The organism is Arthrobacter sp. TB 23 (assembly GCF_000294595.1).
GTDB lineage: Bacteria > Actinomycetota > Actinomycetes > Actinomycetales > Micrococcaceae > Arthrobacter_D.
The window spans coordinates 24684-38135 of the sequence record NZ_ALPM01000123.1 but is presented as its reverse complement, the minus strand read 5'-3'; the positions used below and the strand labels follow the sequence as shown (position 1 = coordinate 38135).

The window sequence follows — 13452 nt, the reverse complement described above, 5'->3', positions numbered from 1 at the left end:
GGGCGCGTTCGGCGTTAAAGGGTCCCTGACCTGGGGGCCGCTGGCGGACTAGTTGTTGTAGTAGTCCCGCAGGGTGGCCGTCTGCTCGTCGGTCAGCTCCGAGTCGGCAGTCAGGTCAGGCGCATCGGTGATTTTGTCTTTGGTGTAGGCGACGTGCAGGTCGCCGCCGTCGAGCCGGGCGCCGTCGAACGGGATGAAATGCTCGCGGGTGTTGAACAGGCCCAGGCCTACGGTGACAAAGGCCGGCTCGCCGGTCCGGGCATCGAGATGTACCTGGGACACCTCGCCCAGCTTCTCCCCGTCGGCATCCCAGGCGGTGGCTTCCTGCAGGTCGTGAATGTCGGGCTGTGCCATGGTGCATCTCCATCCTTGGTGAAACTAAGTGTGCTGATCCCATTTCAACCCACCCCGGCCCATAGAGCAACCGGTGATGCGGCAAAGGCGCCCCGCTACGTGAGCTCCTCACGCGGCGAAACGCCTCTGCCAAACTTCTGGAGCCGGTTTAGCCCTCGGCCTGCTGCGCCGCCTCGTCCAGCATGGGGAGGAAAGTATCCAGCGCCCAGGGGAGGCTCAACGGGGTGGCAGCCGAGATCGACAGCGTGAGGGTGTTGTCCGGGTCGGCAACCAGAGCGCCCGACTCGACGGCGGGGATCTGGCTCAGCAGCGGATCTTCGGCAATCGCCTCGACTGTGGCTTCGTCGGGAACCCAGGTGACGAAGATGTCCGATTCGAGCTCGTTTGCGCGTTCGGCGGACCAGGGGATAAAGAATTCCTCTGAACCCTCGGTGCTCTCTGTGACGACGTCGGCCTGAACCATGCCGATCGACTCAAGGAACCGCGGTCGGTTGTCGTTTGCGGTGTAGATGCTGACGCCTTCAGCACTGGCTGGGTCGAGGTTTCCGTAGATGAAAGTTTTGTCCACAATTGCCGGATAGTCGGCAGCAGCGGTGGCCACTGTCTCTTCGGTTTCGGTGATGAGCTCTTCGGCTTCGTCAGCCAGACCGAGTGCGTTACCGATGATGCGAGTCGATTCCTGCCACGGGGTGCCATAGGCGACCTCGGGGTAGGCAACCACTGGAGCGATCTCGCTCAGGGTGTCGTAATCTTCCTGGGTCAGCCCCGAGTAGGCGGCCAGAATGACATCGGGGTTTGTGGCTGCGACCTCATCGAACGCGTAGCCATCAGCTTCCGAGTACTGCACCGGTGCGTTCTCCGTGCCGATCGCCGCGCCGAGCTCTTCCAGCTTGGCGTCCTTCCACGGGGTGGAGGCGTTGTCGTTTCCGCCATACTCGTCGCTCTGCATGCCGACGGGGACGACGCCGAGGGCCAGCACGACGTCCGCGTTGACCCAGTCAACCGTGGCCACCCGTTCGGGCAGCTCTTCGATGACCGTCTCGCCGAACGCGTGCTCGATGGTGACGGGGAACTGGTCGGCAGCACCGGCCGCGACGGGAGCATCGGAGCCCGAGCCGCCATCGGCGGGACCTGTACTGCAAGCGGATAGGGCAAGGATGGTGGCGGCGGCCGTAGCGGCGGCTGCGAAACCGCGCATGCGGGTGGGGGCCATGGGGGCTCCTCGACTTTCGGGAAACTGTGATTCGCGGCCGTTCGGACGCAACGAAGTAAGGCTAGCCTATCCTTGGACCTATTACGAAATGTTTATGTTGCGTAATAGGTCGAGGGCTCCGCCCGCCCCGGTCTCAGCCGGGAATAACAGGATCGCTGGTGCCGGCCTCAGTAGCGCGGTAGATGAACCAGGCGACTGCCCCGAAGAGCGGGACGACGACGGCGAGTGCAATCCAGAGGGCCTTCGCCGTCGAGCTCAAACCAGCACTACGCGCCACCGAGATGATTGCCGCAATAGCGAGAATCATCACGCCAACCCACACCAAACCAACCCACACCATCAACGTTGATACACCGATCATCGTCTAATCTCCCTTTGGAACTCACCGACGCCGAGCGTCAGTGGAGCCGTCGTCCTTCTTGGTGTCCCCCACCCTATCGAAGCCTCCCCTACGCAGGCACGGCAATTCCGGCCAGGTATTCGACCAGGGCGTCCGGCGCAGAGCGGGGCGCCTGCGCCTCGACAACCGCGTTGTAGTTCGTGTTGGTGTTCACGTCGTAGGTCAGGATGCGGCCGTCAGCGGTCTCAATGAACTCGATTCCGCACACCTCGATGTTGTTCCTCCGGGTGAACTCGAGGTACTTCCCGATGATCGGGTGGTCGAAGCCCTCGCGGAGGCTGAACAGTTGCTGTCCTTCCTCAGGTGCGATGGTGGCGCCGGGCGGCATAATGGGCTTGCCGGTGACGGGGTCAATGGCGCAGGCGTCGGCCGGGCAGAGCTGGAATCCGCCGCGTGCCGTGTCTGCCTGGATGGCGTAGACGAATTCGCCGCCCACAATCTCAACCCGGGTGATGATGGGTTCGGCTGCCTGGATGAACTCCTGGATCAGTGTGATGCCGTCCTGTGGTTCTTCGAATTCGGGCGACTCCACGTATTCGGCCAGTTCCTCGTGGCTTTCGAACTTGCGGACACCCAGGCCTTTGCCGCCCTGGTTGTGCTTGGTGATGAAGGGGGCGGGGAAGCCCGCCGCCGCGTCGAGGATCCGGTGCTTGCCGATGGCCGCCACCGTGCGTGGCGTGTCGATGCCTGCCGCCTTCAGGGCGGTCAACTGGTCGACCTTGCTCATCTCTAGCTCGAGGATTCGCCGACCGTTGACCGTGCGGCGCCCGTGGGCCTCCAGCCAGGAGAGCACCGCGCGGGCGTAGTCCTTGGACAGGTGGTGGTCACGGGTGTGCGAGGAGGCACTGATCCGCGACCAGAAGATACCCTCTGGTGGCTCCTGGTCGAGGTCGAGGACGCCGTCGGTGAGGAGCCACTCCTCCACCTCGACGCCTTTCGCCTCGAAGGCCTTGGCGAACGGCGGAAACCACTCAGGGTTCTCATGCAGGGCGAAGATCTTGGTCACGATGTACCTCCAGCTTGGGTTCGTTGGGGACAACGGCTCACCAGGTGGGCGTATTCCTGAGCCGGCGGGGCTGGGACGCCGGAGCCTGGCCGCTGACCAGCTTCGCTGCGGCCCGCACCCGGGACGATTCGCTGCCGGCCGCGCGTCAGCGGGCAGCCAAAACCCCGTGAGTCCGGGCAGTTCCTTGCTCTACTCGTTCTTCGCTGGAAATCAGCGCCCGCGGCGGCGATACCAGGAAACATCTGGTGAGACACCGCCGCCGCCGGTTGCTGTTGTCGGACCTAATCAGCGCTTAGATCAGAACTCAGTACTTGATGACGACGCGGCCGTCGATCTTGGCGTGCTTCATTTCGTCGAGGATGACCTTCACATCGGCGAGCTCCCGGGTGGAGACCGTGGGGTGGATCTTGCCCTCGGCGTAGAACTCCAGCGCCTCCTGCAGGTCCTGTCGTGTGCCCACGATGGAGCCGCGAACGGTCAGGCCCTTGAGCACAATCTCGAAGATCGGCGCCGGAAAGTCACCCGGCGGCAGTCCGTTGAACACAATCGTTCCGCCGCGGCGGGCCATCCCGATCGCCTGTCCGAAGGCTGACGGGTGCACCGCCGTGACCAGGACTCCATGGCAGCCTCCGGTTTCGCGCTGAATGACTTCGACGGGGTCTTCGTGCAGGGCGTTGACGGTCAGTTCCGCACCGTGCTTCTTGGCCAGAGCGAGCTTGTCATCGGCGATGTCCACCGCGGCAACGCGCAGGCCCATGGCCACCGCGTACTGGACGGCGATGTGGCCGAGGCCGCCGATGCCCGAAATGGTGACCCACTGGCCGGGGCGCGCCTCGGTCATTTTGAGGCCCTTGTAAACGGTCACTCCGGCGCAGAGCATTGGTGCGACTTCCACCGGATCCGAGCCGGCCGGAATGCGGGCGGCGAAGCGCGTGTCCACCAGCATGTACTCGCCAAAGGAGCCGTCGACGCTGTAGCCGGCGTTCTGCTGCGCCTCGCACAGGGTTTCCCAGCCGGTGCGGCAGTACTGGCAATCGCCGCAGGCGGACCAGAGCCAGGCATTGCCGACCAGGTCTCCCACAGCCAGGTCGGTGACGCCCTCACCCAGGGCTACGACTTCGCCGACGCCTTCGTGGCCGGGAATGAACGGCGGGTTAGGCTTCACGGGCCAGTCACCTTCCGCGGCGTGGAGGTCAGTGTGGCATACGCCGGTGGTGAGTACTTTGACCAGTGCCTGGCCGCGCTCCGGGACGGGAATGGGGCGGGTCTGGATCTGAAGATCCTTGCCGAATTCAGTTACTACAGCTGCTTGCATCGTCGTCATTGTCGATTTTCCTTCGTCGCGGTGAGGGGAACGGATTTGTCAGGGTGTGGATGACCCGTCAGCGACCCAGTCAGTATCTTGTCGGGAACTGTCGGTCTGGACGTCGTGGTCTGACAGGTGAAACACGAGCATCGTTCACTTGTGGTGAGCTGAGGCGATGGCCGTCGTCCTCACCCTAGAGATGGGAGGGTTGCGACAGAGTTGCAGACCTGTGAGTGAACCCGCGGACGCTGGTGTAGTCAGGGGTTGTTGCTGCACGTCGTATTTTCCGGGCAGACCACGCTGCCGCGTCAGCTCCCCTGCCGGGTAAGTCACCCCATCGCAGGATAAAGCCTCGATCACAACGAAACCCACGATGCAGTGAGTGCTTCTGTAGATGGAAACGAGAAGGCGCACCCCGGTCTCAAGATATTGAACCCTCACACCATTGGTAGTCCACCAACTGGGACTATTGGCCCTAGCGCACGATGGGTCGGTCCCGGTTTCATGGGTACTACGTGAAGATGCAGCATCAAATGGTAGGACACCTGAATCGATGAAGACTCATACAATGTTGCCGGTGAGTGGTATCCCGGGCGCGGCCGAGGCGCCCTCCGGTGCATGGCATGAGACCCCGCGCGAACGCTCCATGGCCGCACACCCTTCCGCCGCTCACCTCAAACTCAAAATACTCGTGATCACGGACGCCCACCTTGATAGCGTACGAATCCGCGTGCACGGCTGCGTTTCGCCGGTCAACATGCATGGTCTCGACCTGCTGGTCAGACGGGCCAGCGCCCTCTCACCGACCGCGAACGTCGTTCTTGATCTGAGCGAAGCACAGGCGTGGGAGTCCCTGCGAACAGAGCTTCAAGGCCCCTCGATCCTCGCCCGGTTGGAGCCGACCCTGGCTGCTCCAGCCAGACTCCGGCTGCGCGTCATCCTCCCACCGGGTTAGCACCCGCCCGGCAGGCGTATTCCGTTTTCGGAAGGGTCCAGCCCGAGGTACGGGTCGAGGAAACCCAGCAGTACAGACAGCGGCACGCCCAGGTTCCAAAACGCGGGTCGCTTGCTTCGTGAATCTGCCCGTCAATCGAAGTAGGACGGAACGTCGATGGGCCCGCCCTGCTCCTCGAACTCCAGGCGCACCTGCCGCTGGAGCACTGGGTCCATCAGGTAATCCAGGGCTGTCAGCGCAAGACCAGCAGCGCCGTCGTACGCTCCCTGCACTGCCGCCTCGGACCCAGCAGCGGCAGCGAAGTCGGTGGTGTGCAGGGCGGTGCTCTGGTCGGCGATTTTGATGAGCGGGTGGATGCCCGGGATGCGGTAGCTGACGTTGCCGAAGTCGGTGGACGCCGCGAGGGTGTCGGAGACGACGCCAGCGGGGAGCGGGTTGCGTCCGCGCCGCTGCTGGGATTCCACCCAGCGCCCGGTGAGCGCATCGTTGGTCCGGATCGGGAGCGACGGCGGGTGCTGGTCCCAGTCAAGTTCCACTGTGGTGCCGGTCATGAGCGCCGCGCCGCGGGCGATGTCCTCCAGACGTTTGCTGAGGTCCTTGAGCGTGTCCGGGTACCTGGAGCGGGCGTAGAGCTTCATCACCGCCCGATCCGGGATGATGTTGGGGCTGCGTCCACCCTCGGTGATGTTGCTGTGGACCCGGTCAGACGGCGGCAGCTGCTGACGAAGCAGGCCAATCCCCTGGTAGGTGAGGCTGGCGGCGTCGAGCGCGTTGCGGCCCATGAACGGCTGCGCGGAGGCGTGGGCCGCGATGCCGGTGAACGTGATGGTGAGCAGCCGGCGCCCCAGCCAGACCTGGTCCGCGAGGTCGTAGCCGTAGGGGTGCACCATGATGGCGGCGTCGACGCCGTCGAACGCCCCATTGCGGGCCAGGAGCTCCTTGCCGGAGTGCCCTTCCTCGGCGGGGGTGCCGAGGAAGACGACCGTGCCGTTGAGCCGGTCTTTGATCCCGGCGAGCGCAAGGAAGGCGCCCACTCCGGTCGCGGCGATGACGTTGTGGCCGCAGGCATGGCCGATCCCCGGGAGCGCGTCATACTCACTGAGCACCGCAATGGTTGGCCCATCACCGGCGCCGCGGATTTCGGCCCTGACGGCGGTGTCCACGCCGTGGGCCCCCAGTTCGGCGGCGACCCCGTGTTCGGCGAGAATGTCGGCGATCAACCGGGCACTGGCATGTTCCTCAAAGGCGGTTTCCGGGTGAGCGTGGAGGGTGTGCACTATCCGCCGCAGGTCGTCGTGGAGGGCTTCGACATTACTGTCGACGGCGGCGCGGAGGTCCTCCGCTGCGCCGTCGAACTGTGACTCAGGCGGCACCGCGGTCAGCAGCCGGCGCTGGGTCTCGGAGTCGAGTTGATTGAGGTACGCCGGGTCAGGCGAGGCTGGTTCGGTCATCCTGGTAGCTTAGGCAACTCTTTGCCGGCATGGCAGCCCGGCAACGCAATTCCGGGTCATGAGGCGCGGCCTGGCGGGGCAGTACGGGTCAGGACGCAACAAATTCACCGGGCCGAAACACCCCCGCAACACCTTGGGCGAACAATAAAACCATCGGTCGGACCTGCCTGCCCCGGCCACAGAACCAAGGAGTCATTATGTCCCTGCTTACCGCCACCGCCATCACCCGAATCCATGACCTCGGTATGCTGCGCCGAGGGGACGAAATCGAGGCGCATCGCAACCGTGAGGTCCACTACAGCGGCTATGTGGAAGACACCGCGCCGGGCCTGGGCATCGTCTGGATCCGCGACGTGTCCGACGGCCGCCGCGCCATCCTGCACGCGGACGAATACGCCATCTGGCAGATCAGCGCAGACTAGCGAGTCCTTCCTGATCATTACGTCTCCAGATCCGGTCCGACGTCGGCAATCCTGCCGGCGGGAGCCAGGGGTGCGTTAGCCATCGACTAACGGCGTCGCTAGGGTTGATGGCTGACCTAGCCATGCTGGCCGCCCACCAGGCTGCTGAGCACGGCCCGCACCAGGGACGGAGCCACCAGTGACTGTCGAAAACCAACCACCCCATAGCGGGTTCGACGCTCCGGAGACTGATACTCCGGAAGGCAAGAAGACAATCCGCCGGGCCATTGGCGCATCGGCAGTAGGCAACGCCACCGAGTGGTACGACTACGGGGTGTACGCGGTGGTCCTGACCTACATCACCGCGAACTTTTTCCCCGGCGGCGCCGAATGGGCGCTCGCCACCTTCGCCATTTCCTTCCTGGCCCGTCCGTTCGGCGGCTTAATCTGGGGGCCTCTGGGCGACCGGCTGGGACGCAAGGCCGTCCTGTCCCTCACCATCATCCTGATGGCGGGCGCGACCTTCTCCATTGGCCTGCTGCCCACGTTCGATCAGATCGGTTACTGGGCGCCGGCCCTCCTGGTGGCGCTGCGGATCCTGCAGGGCTTCTCGACCGGCGGTGAATACGGCGGAGCTGCGACCTTCATGGCAGAGTATTCGCCAGACAAGAAACGTGGCTTCCTGGGCAGTTTCCTCGAGTTCGGCACCATCTTCGGGTTTGCACTCGGCACCGCAATCACCCTGTTCCTGCAGATCCTCCTCGGCGCTGAAGCGATGACCGACTGGGGCTGGCGGATCCCCTTCCTCATCGCGGGGCCGATGGGCCTGGTCGGGTGGTACCTGCGGTCCAAACTTGAAGACACACCGGTTTTCCGTGAACTTGAAAACAACTCGGGCACCGAAGACAGCGGACCCACCACGTTGAAGCACCTGGCCAGCAAGTACTGGCGTCCAGTGCTCACGATGGCTGGCCTGGTGATCGCGCTCAACGTCGCCAACTACACCTTGCTCAGCTACATGCCCACCTACCTGCAGACGCAGATTGGCCTGTCCGACGACGGCTCCCTCACCCTGATCCTGATCGGCCAGGTGGTGATGATGATCCTGATCCCATTTGCCGGCGCACTCTCGGACCGCGTGGGCCGAAAACCGCTGTGGTGGGCCTCCCTGGTGGGACTCTTCGTCGCGGCCCTGCCGATGTACATGCTGATCGGCACCGGGTTCACCGGGGCATTGATCGGATTCGCCGTCCTGGGCATCCTCTACGTCCTGCAACTCGCAACCATCTCGGCGACCTTCCCGGCAATGTTCCCCGCCCATGTGCGGTTCGCCGGGTTCGCGGTGACGTACAACCTCGCAACGGCACTGTTCGGCGGGACTGCGCCGCTGGCCAACGAAGCGCTGATCGGGGCGACCGGCAACCTGCTGGTTCCGGCCTTCTACCTGATGGGCGCGTGCCTGATCGGCATGATTGCCATGCCGTTTGTCAGGGAGACAGCCGGCGAATCCATCAGGGGCACCGATATGCCGGGTGACCCCACGGCTGCCGAACTGGCCACCACCCGCAGCTGACCCGACCGGGTAACCACTGAGGGCGGCACCGCGATCATCGCGATGCCGCCCTCCGTGCGTAGGGTCCGGGTGGTGTTGCCGGTCTAGCGAGTGGGTTCGCGGTCGACCGCTTCCCCGTGGGCCAAGTGGGCCCGGCGAATGAGGTCCATGAATTCGGTCTCATTCCGGATGAGGCGTTTGTACTTCTCGGGGAGCTGGCGGAGCATTTCTTCCTCTTCGACCATGCGGTTGAAGATCTTCTCACGCTCGTTGATGTCGGTCTCGTACTCCAGGTCCATGTACTCGGTAGCATGGCGCTTGGCCCCGGAGACAGCATTCTTCGCCTTGCCCTTGGGGCTGAAGACCGAAGCCAGCACGGTGACGATGAGCACTCCGAGAATGACTGACAGGGACAACCCGGTTGAGATCTCGACCACCGGGACGGGCTCACCCTCGTTGATGAAGCCCAGGTTATTCTCATGCAGCGCATGGAGGATCAGCTTCACACCAATGAAGCCGAGGATGATCGCGAGGCCGTAGGACAGGTAGATGAGACGGTCCAGCAGGCCATCGATCAGGAAGTACAGCTGACGCAGTCCCATCAGCGAGAACGCCGTGGCGGTGAAGACAATGAACACGTTTTGGGTCAGGCCGAAAATCGCGGGGATGGAGTCCAGCGCGAACAGGATGTCAGTGCCACCAATGGCTATCATCACCAGCAGCATCGGCGTGAGAACGCGTTTGCCATTCTCGATAGTGAACAGTTTGTCGCCGTCGTAGTGATCGGTGGCCGGCAGGAAACGCTTGGCCAGACGCACCACGATCATGTCGCCGTGATCTTCGCCGGACGTCGGCTTGAGCAGGTTGCCGGCGGTCAGGATCAACACCAGTCCGAAGATGTAGAAGATCCAGGCGAACTGGTTGATCAGTGCGGCGCCCAGGAAGATGAACCCAGTGCGTGCGATCAACGCGAAGATGATGCCAAAGAGCAATACCTTCTGCTGGTCGGCGCGTGGCACCTTGAAGCTGGCCATGATGATGAGGAACACAAACAGGTTATCGACCGACAGTGCTTTTTCAGTGACATAGCCGGCGAAATACTCGGTCCCCATGGTGGCGCCCCCGAAGACCAGCACGGCGAGCCCGAAGAGGATTGCGAGCCCCACATAGATCGAGGACCAGACCGCAGCCTCCTTCAAGGTCGGGGTGTGCGCCTTACGGACGTGGAAGAAGAAGTCGAAGAGCAGTAGCCCCACAATTCCGGCGATCGTTAATGCCCAAACAATTGGGGATACTTCCATGCGGTTTGTTCTCCTCAGACGGGTGGCGTAGCACTCACGGTAGTTTGCGCAGGGAGTGGACGGCAAGACGGTCCCAGGCCGTACATTGAACTCATGAATCCCTCCACGATGCGTAGCGCGGTGCTTCACAAGACCGGCGCGGCCCGCCCCTACGCCGACAGTGCTCCACTCCGGCTTGAAGAACTCGCCGTTCCCTCGCCTCGGCCGGGCGAGCTGCGAGTAAGGATCGAGCGGGCAAGCCTCTGCCATTCGGACCTCTCGGTGATCGACGGTTCACGGGTGCGTCCACTGCCGATGGCGCTGGGGCATGAGGCGACCGGCGTCGTCGACCTGGTCGGCCCGGATGTCACCGACATCACAGCGGGTGACCGGGTGGTTCTGGTGTTTGTACCCAGCTGCGGGTCCTGCCGCGCGTGCGACGCCGGCCGCCCCGCCCTCTGCCACCGTGCGGCTGAGGTCAACGGCAGTGGGGATCTACTGCACGGCCCGGCCCTGTTGCGCACCGCCGATGGCGACAGGATCAACCACCATCTGGGCGTCTCTGCGTTTTCCGGGTATGCGGTGGTGGCCCGCGAGTCGGTGGTGGTGATTGACGACGACGTCCCCTTCGACGTCGCTGCCATGTTCGGTTGCGCGGCGCTCACCGGGATCGGGGCGGTATTGAACACGGCGCAGGTCAGTGAGGGGCAGTCGGTCATTGTGTTCGGGCTCGGCGCTGTGGGGTTGATGGCGGTGATGGCAGCCGCTCAGGTCACGGGTACCACGGTGATTGCCATCGACCCGCTGCCAGCGAAACGTGACCTTGCACTGCAATGCGGTGCGACGTCGGTTGGCGCCCCCGACGCAGCGGAATCCCTGGTGCAGGCACTGGGCAGTGACGGGGTAGATGTGGCGATTGAAGCGGTCGGCAGTGCACGCGTGATGGAGGCGTGCCTGGGGTTGCTGACCCGCGGCGGTGCGCTGGTTTCGGTGGGGCTGCCGCACCCTGATCAGACCCTCACCACGCAGGCGCTGCAGTTTGCCGGTGCGGGTAAACGCCTGCTCGGCTCCTACATGGGGGACTCTGTGCCCGCCCGTGACATCCCCGCATATCTGGCGCTCTGGCGTGAGGGGAAGCTGCCCGTTGAGCTGCTCCACTCCGACACACGGGACCTCGGCGACCTCAACGAAAGCCTCGACGCCCTGGCCGAGGGCCGCGTCGTGCGGCGGATCTTCACGCTCCGCTAGCGGCGGTTTGGGCAGTTTTTCGCCGGACCGGTGCGGCTAACGCCGGTGCTTCAAAACCCGATCAACGCTGAACATCGTGGTGGTGCCGCTGACTTCGTTGCCGACAGCGAGCAGCGGCTTCCCGGTGGGTGAATCCTTCGCCGAGATGAAGACCAGGCCCTCGGGGCCCAGATCCCCGGCCGCGCCCAGCGTGGACGGATCATCTTCGACTGACGCTGAGAAGTCGCGGTTGTTCACGTAGGTGACGAACGTCGAGTGCTCGGGCGAGGTGATGTCGTAGACCATGACGCCGCCCACCCGTTCGAGCCCCACGAAGGCATAAGTCCGCCCATCCACCTCGCCTAGGGTGACGCCCTCGGGCTCGGGGCCCTTGTCATCACTGCGACCTTCGAAATTGCTTTCACTGTGGTTCGAGTTGAAGAATTCGGGGACGGCTTCGGCGGTGATCCGTTCGAAATCGGCCGCCGTGTCGAAGACCTTGGTCCCCTTGTCGGTCCAGATGGACATCGACCGGGTGCCGTAGGTGAACAGTTCTTCGTAGCAGGCTCCGTCAGCCGAGAGTCCGTCGGCAAGCGTGATTTTCAGGCGTCCAAGATTCTCGTCCTGCTGCAGCTGCTCGACGGTCATTTTGCTGCCGTCAGCGTTGCGCTTCATCGTGTCGAAATCCTCACAGATCGGCGGAAGCCCGTCGCCCAGATCCTTGACCCTCGCCTCCTCGGAGTAGCCTTCCCAGTCGCGGGCGTCACCCTCATTGGCGGAGACGAGGTACGTTTTGCCCTTCGCTGTGTAGGAGGCGATGGCGTCCGGTTGGTGGAAGCCCTGCACCGGCCAGTTCGCAATATTGATGGCGCCGTCCCGGTCCGAGACATCCATCGGCGTCGTGAGGCGGTCGACTGTCCCAAGCGGAATTATCCTGGTGACCTTTGCCGACTTCAGGTTGACCTCGGCAACCGCGTTGGCCTCCTGCAGCGAGACGTACGCGGTCCTGCCGTCCTTCGCTACGGTCACGTACTCGGGTTCGAGATTCTCGGAGACCGGGTACCTCGGTTGCACTCCGGTGGCGTCTTCGCGCCCGCCGTTGATCCTGACGCCGTCGGGCAGGTTCTTCTCAAAGGACCGGAAGCCGGCGGTCTTGACATCCTGCTGTCGGGGAACCTCGATCCGGTTGTGCTTCAGCTTCACTATCGAAACCGACCCCTCGGGATCCACCGAATAGTCCTCGGCCGGCTCGGCCTCATTGGCGACGACGGCCTGATCGCCCCGGGGAGTAAAGGTCACCATGTCGGGGAGGGCGCCAACGCGGACGGCGCCGAGGGTTTCGCCGCTGCCGTTCGCATCGAAGAAGACCAGCCAACCCTGATCGGTTTTGGTGGGTGCTTCCACGGCCAGCGCTCCGAGGCCATCCGCTCTGACGGCCACCGAATTCACGACTGCGCCGGCAGGGATCCGCGACCCGTCGCCCGACCTGACGCCTTCAGTCACGAGGTTGAACAACTTGGTTGGCTGGTTCGGGTCCTTGACGTCGAGCACCTCGACCAGCGCCTCGGCGGCGTTCACCACGAGGAGACGCTGGGCGCCCGGGTAGTGGGTGACGATTTCGGCTGCGCTGGCGTCGAAAATCCCGGTCTCGTAGGTGCCGATCGGGTTCAGCGAGAGTGCAGCGCGATCGGCTGAGTACCTGACCGGGTCCGCTACCACGTTGGCGGTAGCCGGAGCGGCGATGCCGAGGGTGCAGGCGATGGCTGTTGCGGCGATCAAAGTCCGCGGGCTGTGCTTTTTCACTTTGGACGTCTCTCGATAGATGCGGCGGGGCAGAGTCGGGACCGCTGGGCCACCTCAGGGGTCCGGTGCGATGGCCCGATGGCTGAACGCAAATCACTCTAGGTGCCCCGACTCCCCCGGTTCGGAAACCGCAGGTTAACGGCTGAGGAACGTTTGGTTGGAGTGGATTTGTTGCGGCAGGAGGCACCTCTTTGAGTGACCGTGGCGCAGATACGGCCCTCAGGGTCGGGGCGGCGCGAAAAAGCGCACTCGCCAGCGCGGACGGGGGCACCCACCAGTAGGATGTGCACCATGACTGAACTGCCTGTTGCCCTGATCACCGGCGCCTCGCGCGGCATCGGCCTTGCCATCGCCCGCGAGCTCGCCCCCACCCACCACCTGCTCCTGGGTGGCCGTGACGCCGAGGCGTTGAAGGACCTCGCCAGCGAGTTCCCCTCCGCCGGGCCCTTCGCGGCCGAACTGACCGAGCTCACGCCCGACGTCGTGCACGGCATCTCCCGCCTC

13 protein-coding genes are annotated in these 13452 nt (G+C 64.0%); 5 read left to right on the top strand and 8 right to left on the bottom strand.

Features of this window, described 5'->3' with window-relative positions; translation table 11 throughout:
* Nucleotides 1–48 precede the first annotated feature (48 nt).
* From B384_RS0116720 to B384_RS0116705, 4 genes are all read right to left on the bottom strand, one after another.
* A complete protein-coding gene (locus B384_RS0116720; RefSeq protein ID WP_019484246.1) occupies nucleotides 49–354 on the bottom strand; it encodes a PRC-barrel domain-containing protein in 306 nt (101 codons plus the stop codon).
* A 148-nt stretch (nucleotides 355–502) separates the two neighbouring features.
* On the bottom strand, nucleotides 503–1567 hold the full coding sequence (locus B384_RS0116715) for an ABC transporter substrate-binding protein (RefSeq protein WP_019484245.1): 1065 nt from the start codon (nucleotides 1565–1567) through the stop codon (nucleotides 503–505).
* A gap of 133 nt (nucleotides 1568–1700) precedes the next feature.
* Entirely contained in the window at nucleotides 1701–1928 is a 228-nt protein-coding gene (locus B384_RS19405) for a PLDc N-terminal domain-containing protein (RefSeq protein ID WP_019484244.1), read from the bottom strand.
* An 88-nt stretch (nucleotides 1929–2016) separates the two neighbouring features.
* Nucleotides 2017–2973, bottom strand: a complete 957-nt coding sequence (locus B384_RS0116705; protein ID WP_019484243.1) for an ATP-grasp domain-containing protein — start codon at nucleotides 2971–2973, stop codon at nucleotides 2017–2019.
* A 44-nt stretch (nucleotides 2974–3017) separates the two neighbouring features.
* Between B384_RS0116705 and B384_RS21345 the strand changes: the two genes are divergently transcribed.
* Complete coding sequence (locus tag B384_RS21345) at nucleotides 3018–3143, top strand: hypothetical protein (protein WP_019484242.1); 126 nt, start codon at nucleotides 3018–3020, stop codon at nucleotides 3141–3143.
* Nucleotides 3144–3277: 134 nt separating this feature from the next.
* On the opposite strand, the gene adhP is transcribed toward B384_RS21345, so the two are convergent.
* Nucleotides 3278–4288: an alcohol dehydrogenase AdhP gene (gene adhP, locus B384_RS0116695; RefSeq protein ID WP_026041258.1), complete on the bottom strand. Its 1011-nt coding sequence runs from the start codon at nucleotides 4286–4288 to the stop codon at nucleotides 3278–3280.
* A 544-nt stretch (nucleotides 4289–4832) separates the two neighbouring features.
* Here adhP and B384_RS0116690 point away from each other — a divergent pair.
* Nucleotides 4833–5234, top strand: coding sequence for a hypothetical protein (locus B384_RS0116690; RefSeq protein ID WP_156809137.1), 402 nt, complete (start codon nucleotides 4833–4835; stop codon nucleotides 5232–5234).
* Between the two features lie 131 nt (nucleotides 5235–5365).
* Here B384_RS0116690 and B384_RS0116685 read toward each other — a convergent pair whose 3' ends face one another.
* Nucleotides 5366–6685 carry a M20 family metallopeptidase gene (locus B384_RS0116685; RefSeq protein ID WP_019484239.1) on the bottom strand — a complete coding sequence of 440 codons (1320 nt, stop codon included), beginning with the start codon at nucleotides 6683–6685 and terminating at the stop codon, nucleotides 5366–5368.
* Between the two features lie 197 nt (nucleotides 6686–6882).
* Here B384_RS0116685 and B384_RS0116680 point away from each other — a divergent pair, with 197 nt between their 5' ends.
* Together B384_RS0116680 and B384_RS0116675 are read left to right on the top strand one after the other, a co-directional pair.
* Nucleotides 6883–7107: a hypothetical protein gene (locus B384_RS0116680; protein ID WP_019484238.1), complete on the top strand. Its 225-nt coding sequence runs from the start codon at nucleotides 6883–6885 to the stop codon at nucleotides 7105–7107.
* 178 nt (nucleotides 7108–7285) lie between these two features.
* Nucleotides 7286–8659, top strand: coding sequence for an MFS transporter (locus B384_RS0116675; protein WP_019484237.1), 1374 nt, complete (start codon nucleotides 7286–7288; stop codon nucleotides 8657–8659).
* Nucleotides 8660–8742: 83 nt separating this feature from the next.
* On the opposite strand, the gene B384_RS0116670 is transcribed toward B384_RS0116675, so the two are convergent.
* Nucleotides 8743–9939, bottom strand: coding sequence for a TerC family protein (locus B384_RS0116670; protein ID WP_019484236.1), 1197 nt, complete (start codon nucleotides 9937–9939; stop codon nucleotides 8743–8745).
* 108 nt (nucleotides 9940–10047) lie between these two features.
* Between B384_RS0116670 and B384_RS0116665 the strand changes: the two genes are divergently transcribed.
* On the top strand, nucleotides 10048–11166 hold the full coding sequence (locus tag B384_RS0116665; protein WP_019484235.1) for a zinc-binding dehydrogenase: 1119 nt from the start codon (nucleotides 10048–10050) through the stop codon (nucleotides 11164–11166).
* Nucleotides 11167–11202: 36 nt separating this feature from the next.
* Here the strand turns inward: B384_RS0116665 and B384_RS0116660 are convergent, their stop codons facing one another.
* Nucleotides 11203–12948, bottom strand: coding sequence for a choice-of-anchor I family protein (locus B384_RS0116660; protein WP_035767444.1), 1746 nt, complete (start codon nucleotides 12946–12948; stop codon nucleotides 11203–11205).
* Nucleotides 12949–13452 lie beyond the last annotated feature (504 nt).

Bases quoted from the DNA above. Each gene is read 5' to 3' on its own strand.
- B384_RS0116720 (WP_019484246.1), bottom strand. From the start codon at position 354: ATGGCACAGCCCGACATTCACGACCTGCAGGAAGCCACCGCCTGGGAT.
- B384_RS0116715 (WP_019484245.1), bottom strand. From the start codon at position 1,567: ATGGCCCCCACCCGCATGCGCGGTTTCGCAGCCGCCGCTACGGCCGCC.
- B384_RS19405 (WP_019484244.1), bottom strand. From the start codon at position 1,928: ATGATCGGTGTATCAACGTTGATGGTGTGGGTTGGTTTGGTGTGGGTT.
- adhP (WP_026041258.1), bottom strand. From the start codon at position 4,288: ATGCAAGCAGCTGTAGTAACTGAATTCGGCAAGGATCTTCAGATCCAG.
- B384_RS0116690 (WP_156809137.1), top strand. From the start codon at position 4,833: ATGAAGACTCATACAATGTTGCCGGTGAGTGGTATCCCGGGCGCGGCC.
- B384_RS0116685 (WP_019484239.1), bottom strand. From the start codon at position 6,685: ATGACCGAACCAGCCTCGCCTGACCCGGCGTACCTCAATCAACTCGAC.
- B384_RS0116680 (WP_019484238.1), top strand. From the start codon at position 6,883: ATGTCCCTGCTTACCGCCACCGCCATCACCCGAATCCATGACCTCGGT.
- B384_RS0116670 (WP_019484236.1), bottom strand. From the start codon at position 9,939: ATGGAAGTATCCCCAATTGTTTGGGCATTAACGATCGCCGGAATTGTG.
- B384_RS0116665 (WP_019484235.1), top strand. From the start codon at position 10,048: ATGCGTAGCGCGGTGCTTCACAAGACCGGCGCGGCCCGCCCCTACGCC.